This is a genomic window from Roseinatronobacter sp. S2 (assembly GCF_029581395.1).
Classification (GTDB): domain Bacteria; phylum Pseudomonadota; class Alphaproteobacteria; order Rhodobacterales; family Rhodobacteraceae; genus Roseinatronobacter.
Window position 1 is genome coordinate 2628039 of the sequence record NZ_CP121113.1, and the last position, 21846, is coordinate 2649884.

Here is a 21846-nt window from a genome sequence, read left to right on the forward strand (position 1 = left end):
CAAAAATACTCTCGGGGGGGCGCGGCCCGCGCAGGGCCGCGGGGGGGCAGACGGCCCCCCATTGCTGCGCGCGACTAAAAGCCCAGCGCCTTGCGCAGCATGTTCAGCGCCATCAGAATGATGAACACTGCGAAAACCAGTTTCAACGGTTTGGGGTCCATGGCATGGGCCAGTCTGGCGCCCAAAGGGGCCGTCATCGTCGTCATGATCACGACAATCGCGAAGGCGGGCACGTTGACCGCGCCTATGGTCAGCGGCGGTGCATCCGCAATCGGCACAAACAGGAACGACAGCACCGATGGCACCGCAATCAAGATGCCGAAACCGGCAGCCGTCGCAACCGCGCGATGAATGGGCACACCATACAGCGTCATCAGCGGCACCCCGAACGACCCGCCGCCAATGCCCATAAGCACCGATAAAAACCCGATGGTGCTGGAAATGGCGCCCTTCAGGGGGCCGGTCGGCATGCGGTCGGCCAGCCGGAAATCGGCGCGACCAAACGCAAACCACAGCCCGATCAGCACACCCAGCACACCGAATATGCCCTGCAACACCACCGAACGCAGCATCGCAGCCGTCAGCACGCCGAAAATGGCACCAATCGCGATGCCCAGCGCCCACCCCCGCAAAATGGGCCATTCCACAGCGCCGCGCTTATGGTGGCTTTGGACCGACCGCGCAGATGTGACAATGATCGTGGCAAGCGATGTCGCCAGACACACCTGCATCACCTGCGCACCACCATAGCCCAGCGCGGTGAACAGATAGAAAAACGCGGGCACCAGAACGATACCGCCGCCAACCCCCAGCAGCCCCGCGACAACCCCCGCAAGCGCGCCAATCACAACCAGCAGCGCCGTCAACTGTGCCAGCAGCACAGGGTCGGCAATCATCCTGCCACCTCGGTGGCGACCGCGCGAATGCGCCCCACCATGGCGCGCACCCCGTTAGATCGCTGCGACGACAAATGCTCATCCAGCCCCAGCCGCGCCAGTTCCGCCTGTGCATCTATCTTCAGAACATCCGACACGGTTTGGCCCGCATAAAGCGCGTGCAGCACCGCGATCAGACCGCGCACGATCATCGCGTCGCTGTCACCCAGAAAATCGAATTTTGCCTGTGGCCCCTCGCCCTCCAGCATGGGTTGAATCCAGACCTGACTGGCGCACCCTTCGACGCGGGTTCCGGGCGTTTTCAACGCATCATCAAGGGCGGGCATGGCGCGGCCAAGGTCGATCACATGGCGATAGCGATCTTCCCAATCGTCCAGAAAATCAAATGTCTCGGCGATATCTTCGAATGCGGGGCTTGCCATGGATGGCCTCTTGGCTGGAACTGGCCTCAGACCTAAGGTGCAAGACCGCCAAGGTCCAGCCTGATCGGGCATATAATTTCCCTCATGCCCCCTTTGCCTTGCGCGCTTTGGTTCAGGAGCACTTTTCAAAGCGTATGAATTAGGCTAACCCGTAGGAAAGCCCTGCAAAGCACAGTAATTGTCAAAAGGACCAGTCATGCAAAAGCCCCTTCTTGCGTCGCTTGTTTTGGTACTGGTCCTGTCGGCCTGCGGGACGATGCGCGAGTCGCGATTGAACCCGCGCAACTGGTTTGGAAGCCAATCAACCGAAACCCTTGCACCTGCCAGCGGCTGGGGCACGACAGTGGACCGGCGCGCGCTGGTGCCTGTGGTCAGCGATGTCGAAGTGCTGCGCACGCCCGAAGGGGCCGTTGTGCACGCAACCGGCATAACCGGAATCCAAGGCTGGTGGGATGTCGAATTGCGCGCGGTCAATGACGAACGCCCCATAGACGGCGCGCTGATTTATGAATTCGTTTTGGCAAGCCCCATGTCCGCCAGCGGGACCGGGTCAGAAGCCTCTCGGACAGTGACAGCGGGCGTCAAGCTGTCGAACAGGCGCCTTGAAGGTGTGCGGCGGATCGTGGTGCGCGGCGCGCAAAACCAGCGCGAAGTCCGGCGCTAAGGTAATTTCAGAAACAGTTGACAGGCTTTTTCGCTTCGAAATTGATGTGAAATCAACAAGCTACAGCATTTCCTGTGATCAGATTAAATTCCGAAACGCTGTAGCGCGGTGGGCGCGCTTGGGTGTCACAACTCGAACACGTCGACCTTGTCCCCCTTGACAGCAAGTCCCACCTCGCCACTGCAAAGCCGCAGCGCATCGGTTCCAAACACTTCCGCCCGCCACCCGACCAGCGCCGGAATGTCGCGAAACCCCGCCGCCAGCGCATCCAGATCAGACGCGGATGCAATCAGTTTGGCGGCAACATCGGTGCTGTCGGCTTTCGCCTTCAGCAGCACCCGCAGCAAATCGGCCAGTGCCGGATTAACCTGCATGTTTTCGCGCACGGCCAGCGCTTGTGGCAAATCCTCGGGGTTGCAGGCCATACCGCGCGCGACCGCCTCCAGAATGCCCTTTGCAATGTCGCCTTTGCGCGCCTCTCGCATCAGCAATCGCGTGCGCCCCAGATCATCAGGGACCGTCGGCTTGACAGAGGCCAACTCCAGCAGCGCATCATCCTTGAACACCCGCGAACGCGGCACATTGCGCCCCTGCGCATATGCTTCACGAAAGCTTGCCAATTCCCGCACGATTGCCAGAAAACGCCCCGAATCATTTCGGGTGCGCACACGCTGCCACGCTTCATGCGGGCGCTGGATATAGGTTTCGGGGTCAGAAAGTGTCTGCAATTCTTCCGCCACCCATGGGCCACGCCCCGTGGCCTGCAACTTCTCCGCCAGTTTTTCATACACCACACGAAGATGCGTCACATCTGCCAGCGCATATTTTAACTGCGCGTCCGAAAGCGGGCGGCGCGACCAGTCTGTGAAACGCGATGTCTTGTCGACCTGCCCTTTGGCCAGTTTGCGCACCAGTGTTTCATAGCCCACCTGATCGCCAAACCCGCACACCATCGCCGCAACCTGCGTGTCAAACAACGGTGTGGGCAGCACGCCCCCATCAATATAAAAGATCTCCAGATCCTGACGGGCGGCATGCAGCACCTTGACCGTGCTTTCATCGCGCAATAGCTCGTAAAACGGCTCCAGCGACAGCCCGTCTGAAAGCGGGTCGATCAAAACCGCAGGGCCGGATGCCGGGCCGTCCGGCCCCGGCAGGGCCATTTGCAGCAGGCACAGCTGCGCATAATAGGTGCGTTCACGCAGGAATTCGGTATCGACCGTCACATATGGTGCTGCGCGCGCCGCCGCGCAGAATTCGGCAAGCGCCGTCGTCGTTGTAATAAGCTGCATATGCCTGCCACATCTGGTTTTTCTACATCATTCATAGGCAAAAAGCTGTGCCTTGGAAAGCCCTTGGACACGCGCCAGCCGGCCATGCATTTTCCCCTGCCGCGCCCCTTGTCAAAACGCCTGGCCGACCGTATACGCGGGCCATCGGTCGGAGTGTAGCTCAGCCTGGTAGAGCACTGTCTTCGGGAGGCAGGGGCCGGAGGTTCGAATCCTCTCACTCCGACCAATGATATCAATTACTTGCACAAATTTGCCAACTGCCCTGACCCAGTTACGTCCCTGATACGGACTGAAATTTGGGGCCTGCACGAGAACTGACATCATGAAACAGGGCTTACAGCTTCATGTACCAGTATTTCACCCGCGCATGAAACGCAGCAACTCCACGCGCCTGACCAACCGCACAGCACTTAACAAGCAAGTGAAAGAAAATAGGATCGGCGATTGCGTTCAGTGTTGGCAGGCCCGTTCGTCAAACGTCACCTCGCGCCTGACCGCTTTAACAAGCTTTCATCAGGCAATGAGTATCGGCAAATATATAGCGGTTTTTGTCAACGGAATTGTCCGCGGCTTCATGCGACGTCTCTGACTTCAGGGCCAGTGATATCTTCTTCACGGAACAGCCGAACGGATCCGACGGGTTGCCGGTTGCGGTTTTTGGTTGTCCGGTGTCAGGGGGCTGCGCCCGCGCATTTACATAGAGCCTGGCGAGCGTTGGCTTGGGCGCACCCGGCGTGGCGCGCATGTGGTGCAATGCCGCGGCCGTAGGTTGTGACCGCCGCCCCAGGGACAAGCGGACCCGTTGCGCCAGCGCTAGAACAGATGATGCATGACGGCGCAAAATTTCAACCGCGACATGAAAATCGCATTCACGAATCCCGCTTCTGCTGTGATTCAAGACTGCGTCTCGTGGTGGGACAGGTTGCGCCCCCAGTCTGTGATGAATCGCGCGCTGAGTGTGTCTCGGAAAAGGCATGGCCATTGTCGTCCCTCCTTCAGGTAGCTGCAGAACTCCACCTGGCGCGACGGATTTGCGCACTCTGGTGCTGGCGCGCAAAGCAGCGCAGTCATGTCACAAGGCTCAGACACCATCCCCCCCGTCGGCAACCTCGGCCAAGGTCGCTGACGGAAGGGCAGCATAGCAACGTGGAGCGACAGAAAGCTCAGGATTTGCAGTATAGTCGGATCCAACAGCCCTTCTCTCGAATAACCCATCGCCAAAAATCATGTCAGCTTTGGGAACGGGCATGGCCAAACACGTCCTTTCCATCAAACACCAGCCAGAGATCATCCGTCAAAACTCAAGAAGTCTGGCTTGCGATCCGTCAGACTGTCGACCCAAGCCCCGTTTGGACTGGAAACCACCAGCAGGCAGCAGGGTGTCACTTGATGGCATTTTCAACACCTTGGCCGACGAACCCGAAGTTCTGTTGAATTTGAAGTTGGACAACTCGCCCAACAAAATATCCGCTTGCTGCTGTAACGAACTGGCAGCGGCATTGGTTTCTTCCGCCACGGCGGCATTGTGCTGTGTTACCTGGTCCAGTTGGTTCACGCCTGAATTGATCTCTCCCAGTGCACTTGACTGATCTGCAGCGGCAATTGCGATAGAAGACGCCTGATCTGATACATCCTTTGCCTTGTGTAGAATTTGCTCCAAACTTCCCCCTGTTCTTGTGACAAGCGAAGAACCGGCTTCCACTTGTTGCGCGCTTTCAGAAATCAATCCTTTGATTTCCCTGGCGGAATCGGATGCACGCTGTGCAAGGCCGCGGACTTCTGAGGCGACCACAGCAAAGCCACGACCAGCCTCTCCCGCGCGTGCGGCTTCGACGCCGGCGTTCAGGGCCAACAGATTTGTCTGGAACGCGATGTCATCAATCACCCCGATAATTCGGGTAATTTGATCAGAGGATTTTTCGATCTTCTGCATGGCTGCAATCGCGTCCCGAACAATGGCTGTCCCTTCTTCAGCGATCATCCGGTTGTCACGCGTCACGTTTTCAGCGGTCTTTGCAAGCTCGGCGGTCGAGCGAACACTTTCCGTAAGCTCGTTCAGCGCCGCAGCCGATTGTTCGAGAGTTGCAGCCTGCGTTTCGGCACGCCCCGACAAATCCTGCGCGGCAGACGTGATCTCATCAGATCCACCACGAACTTGCTCTGCGACGGACACAATACGCGACATTGTATCTGCCAGATTTGAGGCGACAGTATTGAACGCGGTGCGCAGTTCTTCGTACTCTGCAGGAAACGGGTCATTGGCGGGGCTGGAAATGGTATGTGTCAATTCGCCTTGTGCCAACCGCGTCAATGCGTCTTCCACATCGCGAACAACACGCGTCTGGCGGCGCCGCTCATGTTCCTGTTTTTCAGTTGCCGCGGCTTCGATCCGACGCGCTTCTTCTTCTGCCTGAAGCCGGGCGGCGGCATTTTCCTTGAACACAGCGAGGGCTTGACCCATTTGCGCGATATCACCGCTACCCTGGGCATCTGTGATTTCCACGGACAGCTCCCCGTTCGCAAGTCGCGTCGTCTGCTGGACAAGTCTGGACAGCCTGCGCGACAACGAGAAAGACAAGGACCCTGCGATTATTGACCCAAACACAGCTGCGAAGGCCACGCCTGCCAGAATTGAAAATACGGTCTGATCAATCAGATCGTGTGCGGAAGCATTCAGCGCTTCGCGCGCCGTGCGGATTTCTTCCAGCACGCGGGTCAACTGCGACATGACCTGTGTCGTTGTTGAAAGCACAGCGTCCAGAGTTTCCCTGCTGGACATTTCGACATCACGAATTTGATCTGCCAGCGCCCAGAATTCTGAAAGACCCCGCTGGGTAACACCCAGAAGCGCACGTTCATCAGCGCTCAAGCCACTTGCTGTCAGGCGAGACAGGAAACCGAGCGTCGCCTCATATGGTGCGGTGGCCGTGTCCAGTTCCGATAGCGGCATTCCATCGATGAATCTGTCGACACGGACCCGTGTTACAAGAAAACTCTCAGAGGCACGCAGCGCGAGATAGGCCGCAGTGTCCGCCTCACGTTCTTCCAGTAAAGTCACGAGGCGCCCCAGATTACGGCGGTGTTCAATCCCCAGGGATTGCAACCCGGATTTCAGCACCTCGCGCTGGTTGTAGGTCTCCACAAAGGCCGAAAGCTCTGCAAGATGGCGGTCTTTCATAACAGCCATATCCAAGGCTGTGTCGAAGCCGGCATCTGCAAGCAACAAGGCCACGTCGCGGACCTGCTGCATTTCAATGACGGTTCGTTCGGCATCGGCCGGGTCCGCAGTACGCCTGTATTCTTGCAGCGCCAGACCTGCCTCTGTGACTTCTCGCCCCAGACCGACCGCAGATATTGTAATGCCCATCGCGGATTCAATATCACTGACCGCATCTGTCATTGATGCCAGCCTTTGCCAGCTAAATAGCCCAAGTGCGACGATCAGGACCAGGACAATAGAAAAGCCGCTGGCGATTTGTGTAGCTGTTTTGGTATTTTTCAACATGGTTTCCCTCAGGACTTAGCTGAATTGCGTGGAAAGTAGTGGAGTCGGCTGGAACCTGAACACTGGCGGCTCATTTGTCTGAAAGCAGGGCATCTGGTCATCACCCACTTCTGGAGAAACGTATTTCGGAATCAACTTTGGTAGATGCTGCAGGATGTTCGATACCGGACCAATCCATCCGATCCGGCGTTGTCAGGTAGGATTGCAAAGTGGCCACCAGTTCATCTGCCTGCTTGCCGATACTGACGGCCACAGCGCGCGCATCCTGCGCGGCGTCTTGTGTCTGCGCATTGATGGATTCCGCCTGATCCATTACAGTATCTGTCCGGTGCAATCCTGCCAGTTGATCGGTAGATGCGGCACTGATGCCATCCATAAGCCTGCGAACTTCAGAGGCACGCTCGACGATACCGGACAAGGCGTCAGTCGTGCGGCGGACAAGTCCTGCACCGTTGCTGACATGGCCGGACCCTTGCGCAATGAGCGCGCGAATTTCCCGGGCAGACCCGGAAGCACGTTCGGCCAGGCCGCGCACTTCGGCTGCAACAACGGCAAAACCGCGTCCGGCATCACCCGCGCGGGCCGCCTCGACGCCCGCATTCAGCGCAAGAAGATTGGTCTGGAAGGCAATATCTTCAATCACGCCGATGATTCGTGATATTTGTTCGGAACTTTCTTCAATCGCGCGCATGGCTTCTACAGCATCTTGCATGATGCTGCGTCCCGCTGTGGCCTGACTTTCGCTTTCGCGGCTTTCATCCGTTGCCGCGCGGGAGTCAGCCTGGCTGGAATCCACAAGTTCAATCACACGCTGCAAGGCGATACGGCCATCGCGCAGACTGGCAGTCTGGGCTTGTGCCCGCTCGAACAGTTGCTGCGCCGCGCGTTCAATTTCAACTGCTTCGGACCTGACAGAGCCTGCGACAAGGTCCACACGAACCATAAGATCATCCTGCAACAGCAAAGTCTGGTTATAAGCTTGACGAATACTTTCATATTCGGCCGGGAATGGATCATTATCCGGGCTGTCGATGGTGGCCTTCAGATTTCCTTCTGACAAACGCAACAATCCAGCCTCCAACTCTTGAACGACACGCTTTTGACGGGCTGCCTCTGCGGCTTTTTCTGCTGCGACCTGTTCTGCCAGCTCTGCTTGATGAAGACGCAATGCTTCTGCTTCATCGCTGGCGGCCCGGGCTTTCCGGGCCTCGCATGTTGCCCGCGACAAGGCACGGCGAATTAATTCCGCGATGATCACCAGCGCGACAGCTTCGACAAGCAAGATGGCAGCGTGCAGCAACACGCGCCCAATGTCAGTCCCCCCGGGCAAAACGGCGGCGGGCAGCACGAGCGTCAACGTCAGGTGATGCACGGCAACCAGCCCCGTATAAAGGACGATAGCGCGCCAGTTGCAGTAAATCCCAAGCACGGCCAATGCGGCAAAGAACTGCATATGCATGTCTGGCTGCCACGGGTGTTCGGAAAACTGCGCCACCAATAGCGCAACGCCGATCGCAAGTGCTGCGGCGGATGTCAGTTGCACGCTTTCGCCAGCGGGGTTTCGTTTGTATTCAAATGTCACGACACCCGCCAATGCCGTCATGCACAACAGGATATATGTTGACGGAACGGCAAGTGCCCATGCGATGAACACGGCCTGTGCAACCATCCCCCATAGCAACAGGCAGATTCCAAATGCGCCATGCTTGCGGATCGCGACGAGCATTTCGGGCGCCGGGTTGAGTGTCGCCATTCCTAGTTTTCCTTTATGATGGACGGGACAGTGCAAAAACTGCCCGATCTGATCGCAAGCTGAACTGCAGGTTCGGAAACACGGCGCGCCAGACTGGTTTTCAACTGATCAGGCTGGTCGGTAACATCGAATTCGACCAGATAGCCGTTCCATCGCAGATCCCGTATCGGTAACCCCAGTTGCGCTGCTTCTCGAAGTATTGCCGCCCGTGGCACCGTCGGTGAGAATAAAAGTGCGGTCACATTATCCTGCGCCCCGGGCAAGGCATGAAGGATGATCAGTGCCGCGATCCCTGATACAGAAACCACCAATGGAACGATCCTTTCAGACTGGATTTGCAGTGTCATTCTGTCATGGCCCCCAACATGGCCCCCAAGGCTTTTGATCATCATACCCGCCGCATGTTAATGAGTGCTTATCGCGCCCAAAAATCTGTGCAGATGATCCACAGGAATCTTGCCAGTCGCGATCTGTTCAGAACAGCTCGACGTCGCCGGACAGCGGGCGCGAAAGCTTTTCAACAGGGGGCGGCGCATCATTTCCAAGAAGCTGAACCTGCACACGCCCCGAAGTTGGCCAGAAACGCACCCGCCGGGCTTCATGACCACACAGATCACCACTCACCACGCGAATACCGTCATTTTGAAGTATCCTGTGCGCCGCATCCGCATTGCGCCGGCCTATGTCGGGCAGTGAAGGCATCATTCTTGCACCACCGAACAGCTTGGCCTGCATACGATTGCGCAGCGCGCCTTGCCGCAGCAATCCGTTGATCAGCGTTTCCATTGCTGCGGCGGCAAAACGGATGTCACCCGATCCCGACACCGGATCAGGCAACAGGAAATGATTCATCCCACCGATCCCACGCTCGGGATCAAAGATGCATGCGGACACGCATGAACCAAGAACTGTCGTGATAACAACGTCCGGTTGCTCGGATATCCGATGCTCCCCCTGGACAATATGAATAACCTTGGGCCGGGAGGTGGTCATGACAACGCCCTTCCTTGCCGGTAAGCCGCCCGCGAATGATCACGCAACAGGGCCTTGCCGATAAACGCGAGGGGAAGCACATCTACCACCCCTCCCAGTTCAACAGCAACGCGCGGCATGCCCCAGACCACGGAGCTGCCTTTGTCCTGAGCCACCGTATAAGCCCCGGCCGCGCGCAAACTGCGCATGCCTGCTGCGCCATCAGCCCCCATTCCGGTTAGAATTGCGGCGCTGATTGCCACGTCACCTGCCAGCATTGCGCCATGTTCAAACAGGACATCCACCGACGGGCAGTGCCCGGAAACAGCGTTCCCATCAATAAGCCGTGTCATGAACCCGCCACGCTGAACGACACCAAGATGGCGGTCATTTCCCGCCGCGATATGCACACAGCCCTTGCGCAGCGGCACGCCATGTCCGGCCGCAACCACGTTGGGGCGCACCGTTTCGTTCAGGCGACGAATCAGCCCCTCCGCAAAACCGGGGCGAATATGCTGAACCACCAATGTCGGGGGACAATCTTCGGGAAATGCAGATAGAATCGTCTCCAATGCGGTGATGCCGCCGGTCGAGGCACCGATCAGGAGCAACCTGTTTTGTGGCGGCCCGCCCAGTGCAGGTGGCGTGGGGGCCGCCTGTATCCGTGGCGGCGGCTGTCTTGCCGCGCCAAGGCCCGCAGACAATACTGCAACCAGCCGCACTGCCGCTGCGTGATCATCAAGCCTGAACAGCGTACTTGACGTTGCAGCCGCTCCTTCTCCATAGACCACCAGGTCGGCAGATATCATTTTCAGCATATCAAGCAGCGCGGAAAACTCCGACGTGCGCGTGAAATCCGCTGCGATCGCGACGCGTTTGGGCATGTGCTGTTCGGCAAGCTGATACGTCTCGCCCAAGGTGCCAGCTTCGGCAACAGCAACCATACCGACATCAGCACATAGCGACATCAGCAATTTTCGTCGGGTGCGATTCGGGTCCGCGATAAGGATAACCGGGTCAGTCACATGAGGCTCCTTCAGCAATTGAGTCGAAACTAACCCACACTGCTTAAGAAACTCTGTGCATCCGCCTGATGATTTTACAAAAGAAGCGACTGGCCCGAAACCAAATCTTAAGGGACCGGTGCTACCCCTAGGTCAGATGCGAACATGACGTCGCATGTTGAAACCGGACAGATGCGCCAGAAAGCGTTGATGGGCCACGAAAAGGGGGTGCCATGCCAGAATTGAAACTGCCGGAAGTCCTCGATCAGCGCGGCGCGCAGATCATGGCCACGCAACTTCTGGACAGGCTGGAACAGGACGTTGTGCTTGATGCAACAGATGTCAGGCGCCTTGGCGGGGCCGGTCTGGAAATGCTGATTTCCGCGCAGCGCCAATGGCAAGAAGACTGCAAGCAATTTGAAATAAGAAACTGGTCACCTGCAATATTAAAGGTTCTGGAAGTTCTGGGTCTTGACCCACAATCATTAAGAGTGGAGGTCCAAAAATGACCGCGCGTATTCTGGCTGTTGACGATTCCCCCACAATACGCGGCCTTGTCGCAGATGTTCTGCGCAAGGCAGGATTCGAGGTTTTTCTTGCGTCAGACGGGGTAGAAGGCGTGGGAACCCTGCCCGACGCCGATCCGGACCTTATAATAACCGACATCAACATGCCAAAGATGGACGGGTTCGGCCTGATTGAAACGGTGCGTGCCACCGGCAGCTATTCAAGCATCCCGATATTGGTCCTGACGACAGAAAGCAGCGCCGAACTGAAGACACGCGCACGCAATGCAGGGGCAACCGGCTGGATTGTCAAACCCTTCGATGACGAGCGCTTGCTTGCGGTTATCGACCGCGTATTGGGGAGGTAACCCGCATGCCCGATATGGATCAGTTCCTGGAAATGTTTTTTGTCGAATGCGACGAATTGCTCGAAAGTCTGGCAACCGGCTTGCGGGCGATGGAAGCGCCGGAGCACGAGAAAGAAACCGTTCATTCGGTATTCAGAGCTGTGCACTCGATGAAAGGCGCGGCGGCTGCATTCGGTCTGAACGATCTGGTTACATTTGCCCATCGGTTCGAGACGGTCCTCGACTTGCTGCGGTCTGACAGGTTGATTGCAGACGAAGACGTGATGACCGTGCTACATCGCGCGTCCGACCTGCTGGCAGATCTTGTCTCCGCCGCGCGCCAGTCACGCGGCGCGGATCAGGCGCGTATTTCAGAGCTTCTTGAAGAACTCGACCGCTTGATCGGCGATGACGGCGACGATGGGAATGGCAGTGATCTTGCGATGGAATTCGTCCCGCTGACACTGGATTTCGCGCCGCTGGGCGCCAACCCGGCCACTACGACCTACAAGATCATCATGGCGCCCGACCCCGAATTGTACCGCACAGGCAATGATCCGGCAGCCCTTATCACCGCGCTCGCGCAGCTTGGCGACGCGTCGGTCACATTGAACGCAAGCAATGTTCCGAAACTATCCATCTGGTCGCAAGATGAGGCGCGATTGAAATGGGAGATCGACCTGAGCACCGCAGCGTCAGTCGCTGACATCCATCAAGTCTTTGAATTCGTTGTGGACTGCTGCCAACTGGAAATCACCCAACAGGTGGATGACACGCCGAAGGAAGCCGCGCCCGACGTCACTGAACAACCGGAAAAGACAACGCAACCCACGCCGGACGCGGAAGCGATTTCGCATAAGGTCGGGGACGGCCGCAACGCGGTATCCCCCTCCGGTGGCACCGCCGGGCATATCGCACAATCCACCGGGCAGACCGCGACGATCAGGGTCAGTCTGGACCGGGTTGACAAGTTGATGAACATGATTGGCGAATTGGTCATCAAGGAAGCCATGCTCTATCAGGTAATAGAGACCGCAGGGTTCACCGAAGAACCCGATGTCGTGACAGCCTTGGAAGGCATACGCCAACTTGCGGGCGACATTCAGGAAAGCGTCATGTCTATTCGGGCACAACCATTGAAACTGGTGTTCCAACGGATGCATCGCATATTGCGCGAAGCGGCGGAAGCGACCGGAAAGAAAGTTCGCCTCGAATCGATCGGCGAAAACACCGAAGTCGACAAGACAATGATCGAACGGCTGATCGACCCCTTGACCCATATGATCAGGAATTCAATTGATCATGGTCTGGAAGATGCGCTCACGCGTCAACGCCGTGGAAAGCCTCATGAAGGGACAATCACGCTCAGCGCAGCGCACCGGTCTGGCCGCGTTCAGATCGAAGTCTCTGATGATGGGGGTGGTATCAACCGTGAACGCGTCCGCCAGATAGCAGAGGAACGCGGGCTAATCCCCCACGGTGCCACCCTTTCCCCGAACGAAGTCGATTCGCTTCTTTTCCTGCCTGGGTTTTCCTCCAAGGAAGAAGTATCTGCGCTATCGGGGCGCGGTGTCGGCCTTGATGTGGTGCGTCGTGAAATAATGTCGCTGGGCGGCCGCGTCATGATCCAGTCCAAAGAAGGGCACGGAACAACATTTTCCATTGCCTTGCCACTGACACTGGCAGTGCTGGAAGGAATGCTCATCCAGTTGCGGGACCAGACCATGGTTCTGCCCATCACCGCAGTTCAGGAAACCTTGCGGCCGACATCTGCAACGCTTCACGGCATCGGAAAGCATGGCAGGGTACTGTCCAACAGGGGCGAGTTGATCCCGATCATAGATCTTGCATGCGCCTTCGGGCTTCGCGATACACCTGCAGCACTTGATGGTGGCGTCCTTATTGTCGTCGAGACGGACACCCACAAGCGTGCAGCCCTGCATGTCGACGGTATATTTGACCAGCGTCAGGTCGTCATTAAAAGCTTGGAAGAAAACTATGGGCGCGTGCCTGGTGTTTCCGCAGCAACCATCCTGGGAGACGGAAAAATTGCCCTGATTATAGACCCTGAAGAAATCGTCCTTTCCTCATTGTCCGAGCATGGTCGCTCTGCAATGGCCTTCGCAGCAAACGGGTGACGCGATGCTAGAAACCATGTCCCATAACTCAGTCGGCAAACAAGAAGTTGTCGCATTCAAGCTTGCAGAGCAGGATTTCTGCATAGATATCAACCTGGTGCGTGAAATACGCGGCTGGGCACCCACGACTGTCCTTCCACATGCACCCAGCTATGTAAAAGGGGTGATAAACCTGCGCGGCTCGGTTGTCACGGTGGTGGATCTGTCACAACGGCTTGGGTTTGGCCCATCAGACCCCTCCCAGCGCCACGTTGTCATCATCGCATTCCATGAAGGCAGGATTGTTGGCCTGTTGGCAGATCTGGTGTCAGATATCGTGACGATTGATGACCAGAATATTCAAGCCGTCCCGGACATCGCGTCCGACCCGTCCAGAGAATTCATCACCGGGATGATTACCTTCGACGACGGGCGCATCTTGCGCAAGATAGATCTTGCGCAACTGCTGCCGGCACCACAGCTTGCCAACGCTTGACTATCATGCTGGTTGAAACACCCCCCGCTCTGACTGCGGAACAGTTTGGCCGGATCGCCGACATCGTCCGTGAGGATTCAGGAATCATACTGACAGAAGCAAAGCGGGGCATGTTGATGGCCCGCCTGAACCGGCGCCTGCGCGTTCTGGGGCTTTCCGGATATGGGGCATATTGCACCCTACTGGATGGCCCGGACGGGCGGGTTGAGCGTCGAAATATGCTTTCGGCGGTGACAACCAATGTTACGGCATTTTTCAGGGAAGCACATCATTTCAACACTCTCACGCAACAGGTATTACCCCCGCTGATCGATATCGCGCGCAAAGGGGGGCGCGTCAGGCTTTGGTCCGCTGCATGCTCTTCTGGTGAAGAGCCGTACTCCATGGCCATATCTGTGCTTGAAGCCTTTCCGGAGGTGGCGCGGTATGATCTGCTGATACTTGCCACCGACATTGATCCCCTGATGGTTGAAAAAGCGCAAGCTGGCGTGTTTTCCGAAACTTCGATACAAGGCCTTGATCCGGCCAGGCTAAGGACGCATTTCACCCGCACCGGAAGTTCCTTCGAGGTGCGCGCGCCGTTGCGCAACATGATGCGCTTTGCAGAATTGAACCTGCATCAGGAATGGCCGTTTTCTGCCGGGTTCGATGTCATTTTTTGCAGGAATGTCGTTATCTATTTCGATGAAAATGCGCGCAGGCGGCTCTGGCTGCGGTTCGCAGACCAGCTTCAGGCCGACGGCCATCTGTTCATTGGCCATTCCGAACGCCTTGACGGGCCGGCAAGCGCTGCGTTCCGTTTGGCCGGACCAACACACTATATCTCAATCGCGCGCGAGACGGGCCGATAACCTCTTTCACGAAGGATACCTCTATGCTGCTCAAATCTCAGCTTCATGTCATGGTTGTAGATGATATGTCTGTCAGTCGTGGCCTTATTGAACAAGCGCTTGACTGGGCCGGAATATCGAATGTGCAATACGAAGCAAATGGCGAAAGCGCCCTCAGACGATTGGTGGCCGCGCCCGTTCACCTTGTCATCTCCGACTACAACATGCCGGGAATGGACGGAATCAGCCTGCTAGAGGCACTAAGGTCCAATAAACAAACCCACCGGATGGGTTTCATTCTGATCACGGGCAAAGCTGACCGCCCCCTTCTGGAACGCGGCCAGCGCGCGGGAATGAACAATTTCCTGACAAAGCCCTTCACCAAGGAGGCGCTGTTGCGCTGCATTGAATCCGTGACAGGCAAATTGCAATGACACACCCGCAAACTCGTTCGGCGCCGTCAGGGGCGCAGATGTCACCTGAAACGACACGCGTTCCTATTGCAGAAGGCCTCTCGCGCGCAGCGGACGAGGCAAGATTTCTGTCAAGGGAAGCAGAACACCTGGATGCCAGCATAGCGGCGGCGCTTGGACAATCTAGTCCGGCAGATTCCAACGGGCTACAAAATGCAGATCTGATACGGCAAGGGCTGGAAGGGTTGGCACTGTTCCTGAGCGCCTTGGCCACAACTGTTGATGAGCAGGGAACATGTTGCCCGGCGCAAGCTGCCACGAAGGTTATGATGAAGGAACAATCAGGCCGACTTCAAAACAACAGGCCGCCGGACGGTGCAGTGAAAGCGCATTACTCAAGTGAGCTTTGGACCGGGTAGCTGCAGCCGGAATGTCGTTCGGGTAAGTTGAAAGACGCTTTCGCGCGATGACGACCGCGTCAACAATAGTATTTTGTGTTATGGATAGTATCCGATGCGCCACAGCACAGTATGTGTTCGGTTCAGGTCATATCCTTTCCCCGCTTTGAACAAATTCTTGCCATAGTTCCCGCGGATTGTCTCCAATATGGAAACATTTTTCAGATGTGCAGGTGTTAACCTTGTCGTTACATATTTCCGGCATCATAATCGCAGGAGATCAGAAAATGTTTGAAAACACAGTTACATTGCCACCGGCACTGCGCCGCAAGCCCCAAAATACATATCAACGCAACAAGATTGTGCCATCGGGATTCGCTGCGGGAACCTATATTCGAACGATTACCGGTCCGCGCCGCATCGAAACACTTTTCGCCGGGGATTTGCTACTCGACGTTGATGATCAGATTGTTGAAATCCGGTCCATTCGAAAGTTCACATTGCACAAGGATGACGTGGTCAAGGTGGAACCGTCAGCGCTGGGGCTTGGCATGCCCCCAGATCAACTAAGCCACGAGCTGATCGTGGCGCGGGGCCAGAAGCTTGCTATACAGGATTGGCGCAGCCATGTCCTTTTTGGAAAACCTGTGCTGAGCAGTGCGGATACACTTGTGGATGGCGTCCATATCCGCAAGGTCGCGGTGTCCGATATGCAGCTATGCGCAGTTTGCTTCGACACGCCCACAGTCATTCAGGCGAACGGGATTCATGCACTGGCCAGTGTCTAGCCGGGTGCAGAATGTGGGAACCGCTTCCTTGCTTATCACAACAAGCGTTCTTGATGGGTTTGGGTGCGGCGTGAATAAATGCGCGCGCGCTTTGGCACTGTGCAAACGCCGGAACCGCCTTTGCATGTCACTGAATTGCGAAAGCTCAACGCTTGCGCATGCCGCATGAATGCCGGGCGTGCCGCCGGGCTACATAAAGGCGGGAAACATAAAAGGCGATGGCGACCTGTGCTTGAATTTACGCCGCCTGGCACCAAACCATCACGCCCGATCCAAAGCCGCAACAATCGCGCCAAAATCATCTGCCTTTAGCGATGCGCCACCGACCAAAGCACCATCTACATTCTTGATCGCGAAAATTTCTGCGGCATTCGCGGGCTTGACCGACCCGCCATATAGCAGGGAAATCCCCGCATCCGGCAGGTTCGCGCGCAGCGCGTCATGAACCTGCGCAACCTGATCAAGCGTGGGCGTGCGGCCCGTACCAATGGCCCAGACCGGTTCATAGGCAATCACAGTATTCGCAGCCGATGCGCTGTCCGGCATGGAGTGTTTCATCTGATCAAGCACCACATCAAGGGTCTGGCCGGAATCGCGCTCTGCCTCTGTTTCGCCAATGCAGATAATCGCCGTCAACCCTGCTGCATGTGCGGCACGCGCCTTTTGCGCAACCATCACAGATGCCTCGCCATGGTCCGCGCGCCGCTCCGAATGGCCAAGGATCACATGATACGCGCCCGCATCCGCAAGCATGCCCGCGGAAATATCCCCCGTATGCGCGCCGCTGGAATTGAAATGGCAATCCTGCCCGCCCACACGCACAGAACTACCCACCAAGGCCGCCGCCATGGCCCCGATCAGCGTGGCCGGGGGGCATAAGACAATATCTGCCGAAGGGGACGGGAATTCTGCCGCCAGTTTGCGGGCTTCATGCAGATCAGCACGCAGCCCGTTCATTTTCCAGTTGCCGACAGCCAGTTTACGCGGAGCAGTCATGCACATCCCTTCCGTGTTTTCATCAGGGATAGCGGCTATCCGCGCATGATGCAATCAGCCGCTGCGTGCCGAATTCATCCGTTCGGTCAATGTATCGACATCATCAAACTTGATCGATTCACCGCACCCGCAGGCATCGGTCACATTGGGGTTGCGAAAGCGGAATGTGCTTTCGATCAGGCTGGTCTCATAATCAATTTCGGTCCCGAACAGGAACATCTGGGCCATAGGTGCAATGATCACGCAGGCGCCATCCTGTTCGATCAACTCTTCATTGTCTTGCACGTCCTGTGCGGCTTCCATGGTGTATTCCATCCCCGCGCAGCCGCCTTTTTTGACACCCACGCGCAGCCCTTTGGCACCTTCGCGGTCCATCAGACGAAGGATCTGGCGCACCGCCGCTGGCGTCAGGGTGACAGGGGGTTTTCCGGGCATTGCAAACATCAGTACTTATCCTTGGGTTTGTGGGCGAGTCAGGGCACGGGCCGGATTGCCCGCAACCGTCACGCCCGCAGCGACATCGCGTGTGACCACCGCGCCCGCGCCTATGATCGCGCCGTCACCCACGCAAACGCCGGGCAAAATGATTGCGCCACCGCCGATCCAGACATCGGCGCCTATGGTGATGGGCCGACCCCATTCTTCGCCGTCGGCGCGGGCGCGGACATCGCGCGGGTGATCCGCGGTCAGGATTTGCACGTTCGGGCCAATCTGGGTGCGTGCGCCGATTTGCACTGCACAAACATCCAGAATGACGCAATTGAAATTGACAAAACACCCCGGCGCAAAATGAATATTCACACCGTAATCGACGTGAAAGGGTGGCCGGATGACAGCCTTGTTCCACGCGCCCAAAAGATCCGTCAACAAACCCGCGCGCGCCGCATCGCCCACAATGGTCTGGTTGTAATCGCGCATCAGGGATTGCGCGCGCTGGCGCAGGGCCTTCAGTTCGGGGCAGCCGGGGTCATAGGGGGCACCCGACAGCATCTTGTCACGTTCCGACAAGGCCGCATCCATTACATGAACCCCAGCTCCAGACGCGCTTCGTCCGACATCATGTCCATGCCCCATTGAGGATCAAACGTCATTTCCACATTGACCGATTGCACCCCCGGCACGGCACTGATGGCATCCTGAACCCAGCCCGGCATTTCACCCGCGACCGGACAGCCCGGCGCCGTCAGTGTCATAATGACATCAACTTCGCCCGCATCGGAAATGGTGATGGTATAGATCAGCCCAAGGTCAAAAATATTGACCGGAATTTCCGGGTCATAGACCGTTTTGCAGGCTTCCACGGCGGCATCATACAGCGCGTGTTCCGTGCTGGAGGGTTTGATCAGCAGATCGCCTTGATTTTGTTCCGTGCTCATGCGCCCCTCGCCTTCCTGACTGGCGGTGATGAACCGCAATACCTGAGCATATATATAAGATAACTTGCCGTTCCGTCCAGTGGCGATGCGCAACTGTCATAAAACATAGCGGCTCAGGTCGGCGGAACGGGCCAGATCACCGATATTGGTTTCAACAAAGGCGGCATCAACCGTTACGCGCTGCCCTGCCCTGTCGGGCGCATGAAAGGACAATTCCTCGAACACGCGTTCCATCACGGTGTATAGCCGCCGCGCCCCTATATTTTCAATCGAATGGTTCACATCGGCGGCGATCTTTGCAAGGGCTGCAATCCCGTCTTCGGTAAATGTCACCTCGACCGCTTCGGTGGCCATCAGGGCGGTGTATTGGCGCGTCAGGGCATTGTCGGTTTCGGTCAGAATGCGCACGAAATCCTGTTCGGTCAGCGCGCGCAATTCCACCCGAATGGGCAAGCGCCCCTGCAATTCCGGCAGCAGGTCCGACGGTTTGGCAATATGAAATGCCCCAGAGGCAATGAACAGGATGTGATCGGTCTTGACCGGCCCGTGCTTGGTGGACACCGTCGTCCCTTCGATCAGCGGCAGCAAATCGCGCTGCACGCCTTCGCGGCTGACATCCCCGCCCCGCATATCGGCGCGGGCGCAGACCTTGTCAATTTCATCCAGAAAGACAATGCCGTTCTGCTCGACCGCGTCCAGCGCAGTGCGCGTCACGGCTTCGTCATCCAACAGCTTGTCGGCTTCTTCCGCAATCAGCAGATCATGGCTTTCAGACACCGTCATCTTTTTGCGGGTTTTCCGCCCGCCCATCGCCTTGCCGAACAGATCACCCAGATTCATCATCTGGCCACCCGGCTGGCCGGGAATGTCGAACATCGCCCCCATCGGGTTTGACGTGTCGGACAGTTCCACCTCAATTTCAGTGTCGTCCAACTCGCCCGACAGCAGTTTGCGGCGGAACATCTCGCGCGTGCCCTCGCGCGCGTCCTTGCCGGCAATCGCCTCGATCACGCGGTCCTCGGCGGCCTTGTGGGCGCGGGCCTTGACCGCTTCGCGCATATGCTCGCGCGTCATGGCAATGGCCGCATCCACCAGATCGCGGATAATCTGTTCAACATCGCGGCCGACATAACCCACTTCGGTAAACTTCGTGGCTTCGACCTTGATGAAGGGCGCGCGCGCCAGCTTCGCCAGACGGCGGCTGATTTCGGTTTTGCCCACCCCTGTGGGGCCGATCATCAGGATGTTTTTGGGATAGACCTCATCGCGCAGGTCGGCTGCCAGTTGCTTGCGCCGCCAGCGGTTGCGCAACGCCACCGAAACGGCGCGCTTGGCGTCCTTCTGGCCAATGATGAAACGATCAAGTTCGCTGACAATCTCGCGCGGGGTCAGGTCGGTCATGGGGCATCCCTTCTTGTGTTGATGCAGAGATAGAGGCTTGGGCGGCAGAATTGAAGGGGTTGCGTTTTGTAATGGCGTATTGTATATACAAAACACACACAACGGGAAGAGTCATGAACACAATCTTTAATGCGCGAGTGGCGCACAGTATAAGGATTCGTCATGAATCTCCCCTACGAATGGGACGAAACCAAACGACTGAAAACACTCGAAAAACACGGCATCGACTTTCTTGAAGTCATAGAAATATTTGAGGGGCCGCATCTGGTCATCCCCGCGCGCAGCGACAGCGAAACCCGTTTCGCTGCAATCGCGGACTGGGACGGGGTCATGGTGGCAGTGTTTTTCACACTACGCGGGCAAACCACCCGCATCATCACTGCCCGGAGGGCACGAACAAATGAGCGAAACATCTATCACGCGCATTTCTCTGAAAGAAGCCCGTCAGCGCAAGGGCGGCACTGACTGGGAACGCCTGCGCCGCGAAGACGCGCTTGGTCTGGAACCCGAAACGAATGACGACGAATTCGAACTCGACTGGACCCGCGCCGAACTGGTCACGCCCGAACCCAAGAAGATGATTTCCCTGCGTGTCGATCCCGATGTGCTGGATTTCTTCAAATCGCAAGGATCAGGCTATCAGACCCGCATGAACGCGGTGCTTCGCGCATGGATGGACGCGCAGATCAAGCGCTGATCTTCTCCACCGTCAGGTTACCATTGGTATAGACGCAGATATCGGCGGCAATCGCCATGGCGCGGCGTGCCACATCTTCGGCGGGCAGGTCGGTTTCCATCAGCCCGCGCGCCGCTGCCAATGCGAAATTCCCGCCGGACCCGATGGCGGCCACGTCATGTTCCGGCTCCAGCACATCGCCCGCGCCGGTAATCACGAACAGGTCGCGCCCGTCCGTGACAATCAGCATCGCTTCCAGCTTTTGCAAATACTTGTCGGTGCGCCAGTCCTTGGCCAGTTCCACGGACGCGCGCGCCAGTTGTCCGGGCGTGGCTTCCAGTTTCGCTTCCAGCCGGTCCAGAAGGGTAAAGGCATCAGCCGTGGAACCGGCAAACCCCGCAACCACCGGATAGCCGCCGGGCGACAGCCGCCGCACCTTGCGCGCACTGCCCTTGATGACAGTCTGGCCCAGCGACACCTGACCATCACCTGCAACGACCACGTCACCGCCGCGGCGCACCGCAATGATGGTGGTCCCGTGCCATCCGGGAAAATCGCTCATCGCGCCCTCTTCATCTTGCTAAAAATACTCAGCCCAAAGCCCTGCCATCGGACCAGGCACGCGCTGCGCAAGGGGCACGCACCCCGCGCCCCTTGCAGCGATACGATCAGACTTCGCCGCTGATCCAGCTTTCCAGTGCCGATTTCGGTGCTGCGCCAACCTTGTTGGACACAACCTGACCATCCTTGAACAGGAACAGCGCAGGAATGCCGCGAATACCCATTTGTGCGGCGGTGCCGGGGTTTTCGTCAACATTGACCTTGGCAATCTTCACGCGGCCCGCATATGCGACCGACAGTTCTTCCAGTGCCGGGCCGATCTGCTTGCACGGGCCGCACCATTCGGCCCAGAAATCGACAACAACGGGAATATCGGACTGGCGCACTTCGGCGTCAAATGTGGCATCGGTTACGGCAACTGTGGGCATCGGCC

The 21846-nt window shown here is 57.4% G+C and carries 27 protein-coding genes and 1 tRNA gene; 13 read left to right on the top strand and 15 right to left on the bottom strand.

Features of this window, described 5'->3' with window-relative positions; translation table 11 throughout:
• Nucleotides 1-74: 74 nt before the first annotated feature.
• Both P8S53_RS12600 and P8S53_RS12605 read right to left on the bottom strand, forming a co-directional pair.
• Nucleotides 75-896, bottom strand: coding sequence for a sulfite exporter TauE/SafE family protein (locus tag P8S53_RS12600; protein ID WP_277804318.1), 822 nt, complete (start codon nt 894-896; stop codon nt 75-77).
• Nucleotides 893-1318: a SufE family protein gene (locus P8S53_RS12605; RefSeq protein WP_277804319.1), complete on the bottom strand. Its 426-nt coding sequence runs from the start codon at nt 1316-1318 to the stop codon at nt 893-895. Before P8S53_RS12605 ends, P8S53_RS12600 begins: the two co-directional genes overlap by 4 nt.
• 196 nt (nt 1319-1514) lie before the next feature.
• On the opposite strand from P8S53_RS12605, the gene P8S53_RS12610 reads away from it, so the two are divergent.
• Nucleotides 1515-1982 (top strand): hypothetical protein, encoded by a 468-nt coding sequence (locus P8S53_RS12610; protein WP_277804320.1) that lies wholly within the window; start codon nt 1515-1517, stop codon nt 1980-1982.
• 125 nt (nt 1983-2107) lie between these two features.
• Here P8S53_RS12610 and rnd read toward each other — a convergent pair whose 3' ends face one another.
• Nucleotides 2108-3274, bottom strand: a complete 1167-nt coding sequence (rnd, locus tag P8S53_RS12615; RefSeq protein ID WP_277804321.1) for a ribonuclease D — start codon at nt 3272-3274, stop codon at nt 2108-2110.
• Nucleotides 3275-3423: 149 nt separating this feature from the next.
• On the opposite strand from rnd, the gene P8S53_RS12620 reads away from it, so the two are divergent.
• Together P8S53_RS12620 and P8S53_RS12625 are read left to right on the top strand one after the other, a co-directional pair.
• Nucleotides 3424-3500 (top strand) — tRNA-Pro (locus tag P8S53_RS12620).
• 96 nt (nt 3501-3596) lie between these two features.
• The gene (locus P8S53_RS12625) at nt 3597-3863 is read left to right on the top strand and encodes a hypothetical protein (RefSeq protein ID WP_277804322.1); all 267 of its coding nucleotides are present in this window, start codon (nt 3597-3599) and stop codon (nt 3861-3863) included.
• 705 nt (nt 3864-4568) lie between these two features.
• Here the strand turns inward: P8S53_RS12625 and P8S53_RS12630 are convergent.
• The 5 genes from P8S53_RS12630 to P8S53_RS12650 form a co-directional block, all read right to left on the bottom strand.
• The gene (locus P8S53_RS12630; RefSeq protein ID WP_277804323.1) at nt 4569-6779 is read right to left on the bottom strand and encodes a methyl-accepting chemotaxis protein; all 2211 of its coding nucleotides are present in this window, start codon (nt 6777-6779) and stop codon (nt 4569-4571) included.
• Nucleotides 6780-6879: 100 nt separating this feature from the next.
• On the bottom strand, nt 6880-8532 hold the full coding sequence (locus tag P8S53_RS12635) for a methyl-accepting chemotaxis protein (protein WP_277804324.1): 1653 nt from the start codon (nt 8530-8532) through the stop codon (nt 6880-6882).
• A gap of 2 nt (nt 8533-8534) precedes the next feature.
• A complete protein-coding gene (locus P8S53_RS12640; protein ID WP_277804325.1) occupies nt 8535-8924 on the bottom strand; it encodes a hypothetical protein in 390 nt (129 codons plus the stop codon).
• Between the two features lie 82 nt (nt 8925-9006).
• Entirely contained in the window at nt 9007-9525 is a 519-nt protein-coding gene (locus P8S53_RS12645) for a chemotaxis protein CheD (protein ID WP_277804326.1), read from the bottom strand.
• On the bottom strand, nt 9522-10529 hold the full coding sequence (locus tag P8S53_RS12650; protein ID WP_277804327.1) for a CheB methylesterase domain-containing protein: 1008 nt from the start codon (nt 10527-10529) through the stop codon (nt 9522-9524). Before P8S53_RS12650 ends, P8S53_RS12645 begins: the two co-directional genes overlap by 4 nt.
• A gap of 212 nt (nt 10530-10741) precedes the next feature.
• Between P8S53_RS12650 and P8S53_RS12655 the strand changes: the two genes are divergently transcribed.
• The 8 genes from P8S53_RS12655 to P8S53_RS12690 all read left to right on the top strand — a co-directional run bounded on the left by P8S53_RS12655 (nt 10742) and on the right by P8S53_RS12690 (nt 16403).
• Nucleotides 10742-11017, top strand: coding sequence for an STAS domain-containing protein (locus tag P8S53_RS12655; protein ID WP_277804328.1), 276 nt, complete (start codon nt 10742-10744; stop codon nt 11015-11017).
• Entirely contained in the window at nt 11014-11382 is a 369-nt protein-coding gene (locus P8S53_RS12660) for a response regulator (protein ID WP_277804329.1), read from the top strand. Before P8S53_RS12655 ends, P8S53_RS12660 begins: the two co-directional genes overlap by 4 nt.
• A 5-nt stretch (nt 11383-11387) precedes the next feature.
• Nucleotides 11388-13499 (top strand): chemotaxis protein CheA, encoded by a 2112-nt coding sequence (locus P8S53_RS12665; RefSeq protein ID WP_277804330.1) that lies wholly within the window; start codon nt 11388-11390, stop codon nt 13497-13499.
• On the top strand, nt 13462-13974 hold the full coding sequence (locus P8S53_RS12670; protein WP_277804331.1) for a chemotaxis protein CheW: 513 nt from the start codon (nt 13462-13464) through the stop codon (nt 13972-13974). Before P8S53_RS12665 ends, P8S53_RS12670 begins: the two co-directional genes overlap by 38 nt.
• Before the next feature lie 5 nt (nt 13975-13979).
• A complete protein-coding gene (locus P8S53_RS12675) occupies nt 13980-14825 on the top strand; it encodes a protein-glutamate O-methyltransferase (protein ID WP_306417804.1) in 846 nt (281 codons plus the stop codon).
• 23 nt (nt 14826-14848) lie between these two features.
• Entirely contained in the window at nt 14849-15238 is a 390-nt protein-coding gene (locus P8S53_RS12680; RefSeq protein WP_277804332.1) for a response regulator, read from the top strand.
• Between the two features lie 38 nt (nt 15239-15276).
• The gene (locus P8S53_RS12685; RefSeq protein WP_277804333.1) at nt 15277-15636 is read left to right on the top strand and encodes a hypothetical protein; all 360 of its coding nucleotides are present in this window, start codon (nt 15277-15279) and stop codon (nt 15634-15636) included.
• A gap of 266 nt (nt 15637-15902) precedes the next feature.
• Entirely contained in the window at nt 15903-16403 is a 501-nt protein-coding gene (locus P8S53_RS12690; RefSeq protein ID WP_277804334.1) for a Hint domain-containing protein, read from the top strand.
• 261 nt (nt 16404-16664) lie between these two features.
• Here the strand turns inward: P8S53_RS12690 and tpiA are convergent, their stop codons facing one another.
• The 5 genes from tpiA to hslU form a co-directional block, all read right to left on the bottom strand.
• A complete protein-coding gene (tpiA, locus tag P8S53_RS12695; RefSeq protein WP_277804335.1) occupies nt 16665-17399 on the bottom strand; it encodes a triose-phosphate isomerase in 735 nt (244 codons plus the stop codon).
• A gap of 54 nt (nt 17400-17453) precedes the next feature.
• Nucleotides 17454-17843, bottom strand: coding sequence for an iron-sulfur cluster assembly accessory protein (locus tag P8S53_RS12700; RefSeq protein WP_277804336.1), 390 nt, complete (start codon nt 17841-17843; stop codon nt 17454-17456).
• A gap of 6 nt (nt 17844-17849) precedes the next feature.
• Nucleotides 17850-18419: a sugar O-acetyltransferase gene (locus tag P8S53_RS12705; protein ID WP_277804337.1), complete on the bottom strand. Its 570-nt coding sequence runs from the start codon at nt 18417-18419 to the stop codon at nt 17850-17852.
• Nucleotides 18419-18775, bottom strand: a complete 357-nt coding sequence (locus P8S53_RS12710; RefSeq protein ID WP_277804338.1) for an SUF system Fe-S cluster assembly protein — start codon at nt 18773-18775, stop codon at nt 18419-18421. The genes P8S53_RS12705 and P8S53_RS12710 overlap by 1 nt, the downstream gene beginning before the upstream one ends.
• Nucleotides 18776-18871: 96 nt before the next feature.
• Complete coding sequence (gene hslU, locus P8S53_RS12715; protein ID WP_277804339.1) at nt 18872-20176, bottom strand: ATP-dependent protease ATPase subunit HslU; 1305 nt, start codon at nt 20174-20176, stop codon at nt 18872-18874.
• A 162-nt stretch (nt 20177-20338) separates the two neighbouring features.
• Between hslU and P8S53_RS21445 the strand changes: the two genes are divergently transcribed.
• Entirely contained in the window at nt 20339-20641 is a 303-nt protein-coding gene (locus tag P8S53_RS21445) for a BrnT family toxin (protein ID WP_373418498.1), read from the top strand.
• The gene (locus P8S53_RS12720) at nt 20577-20873 is read left to right on the top strand and encodes a BrnA antitoxin family protein (RefSeq protein ID WP_277804340.1); all 297 of its coding nucleotides are present in this window, start codon (nt 20577-20579) and stop codon (nt 20871-20873) included. The genes P8S53_RS21445 and P8S53_RS12720 overlap by 65 nt, the downstream gene beginning before the upstream one ends.
• Here P8S53_RS12720 and hslV read toward each other — a convergent pair.
• Both hslV and trxA read right to left on the bottom strand, forming a co-directional pair.
• Entirely contained in the window at nt 20863-21414 is a 552-nt protein-coding gene (gene hslV, locus P8S53_RS12725; RefSeq protein WP_277804341.1) for an ATP-dependent protease subunit HslV, read from the bottom strand. The two genes, P8S53_RS12720 and hslV, sit on opposite strands and share 11 nt — an antisense overlap.
• A 106-nt stretch (nt 21415-21520) precedes the next feature.
• Nucleotides 21521-21841 (bottom strand): thioredoxin, encoded by a 321-nt coding sequence (gene trxA / locus P8S53_RS12730; protein ID WP_277804342.1) that lies wholly within the window; start codon nt 21839-21841, stop codon nt 21521-21523.
• Between the last annotated feature and the right edge of the window lie 5 nt (nt 21842-21846).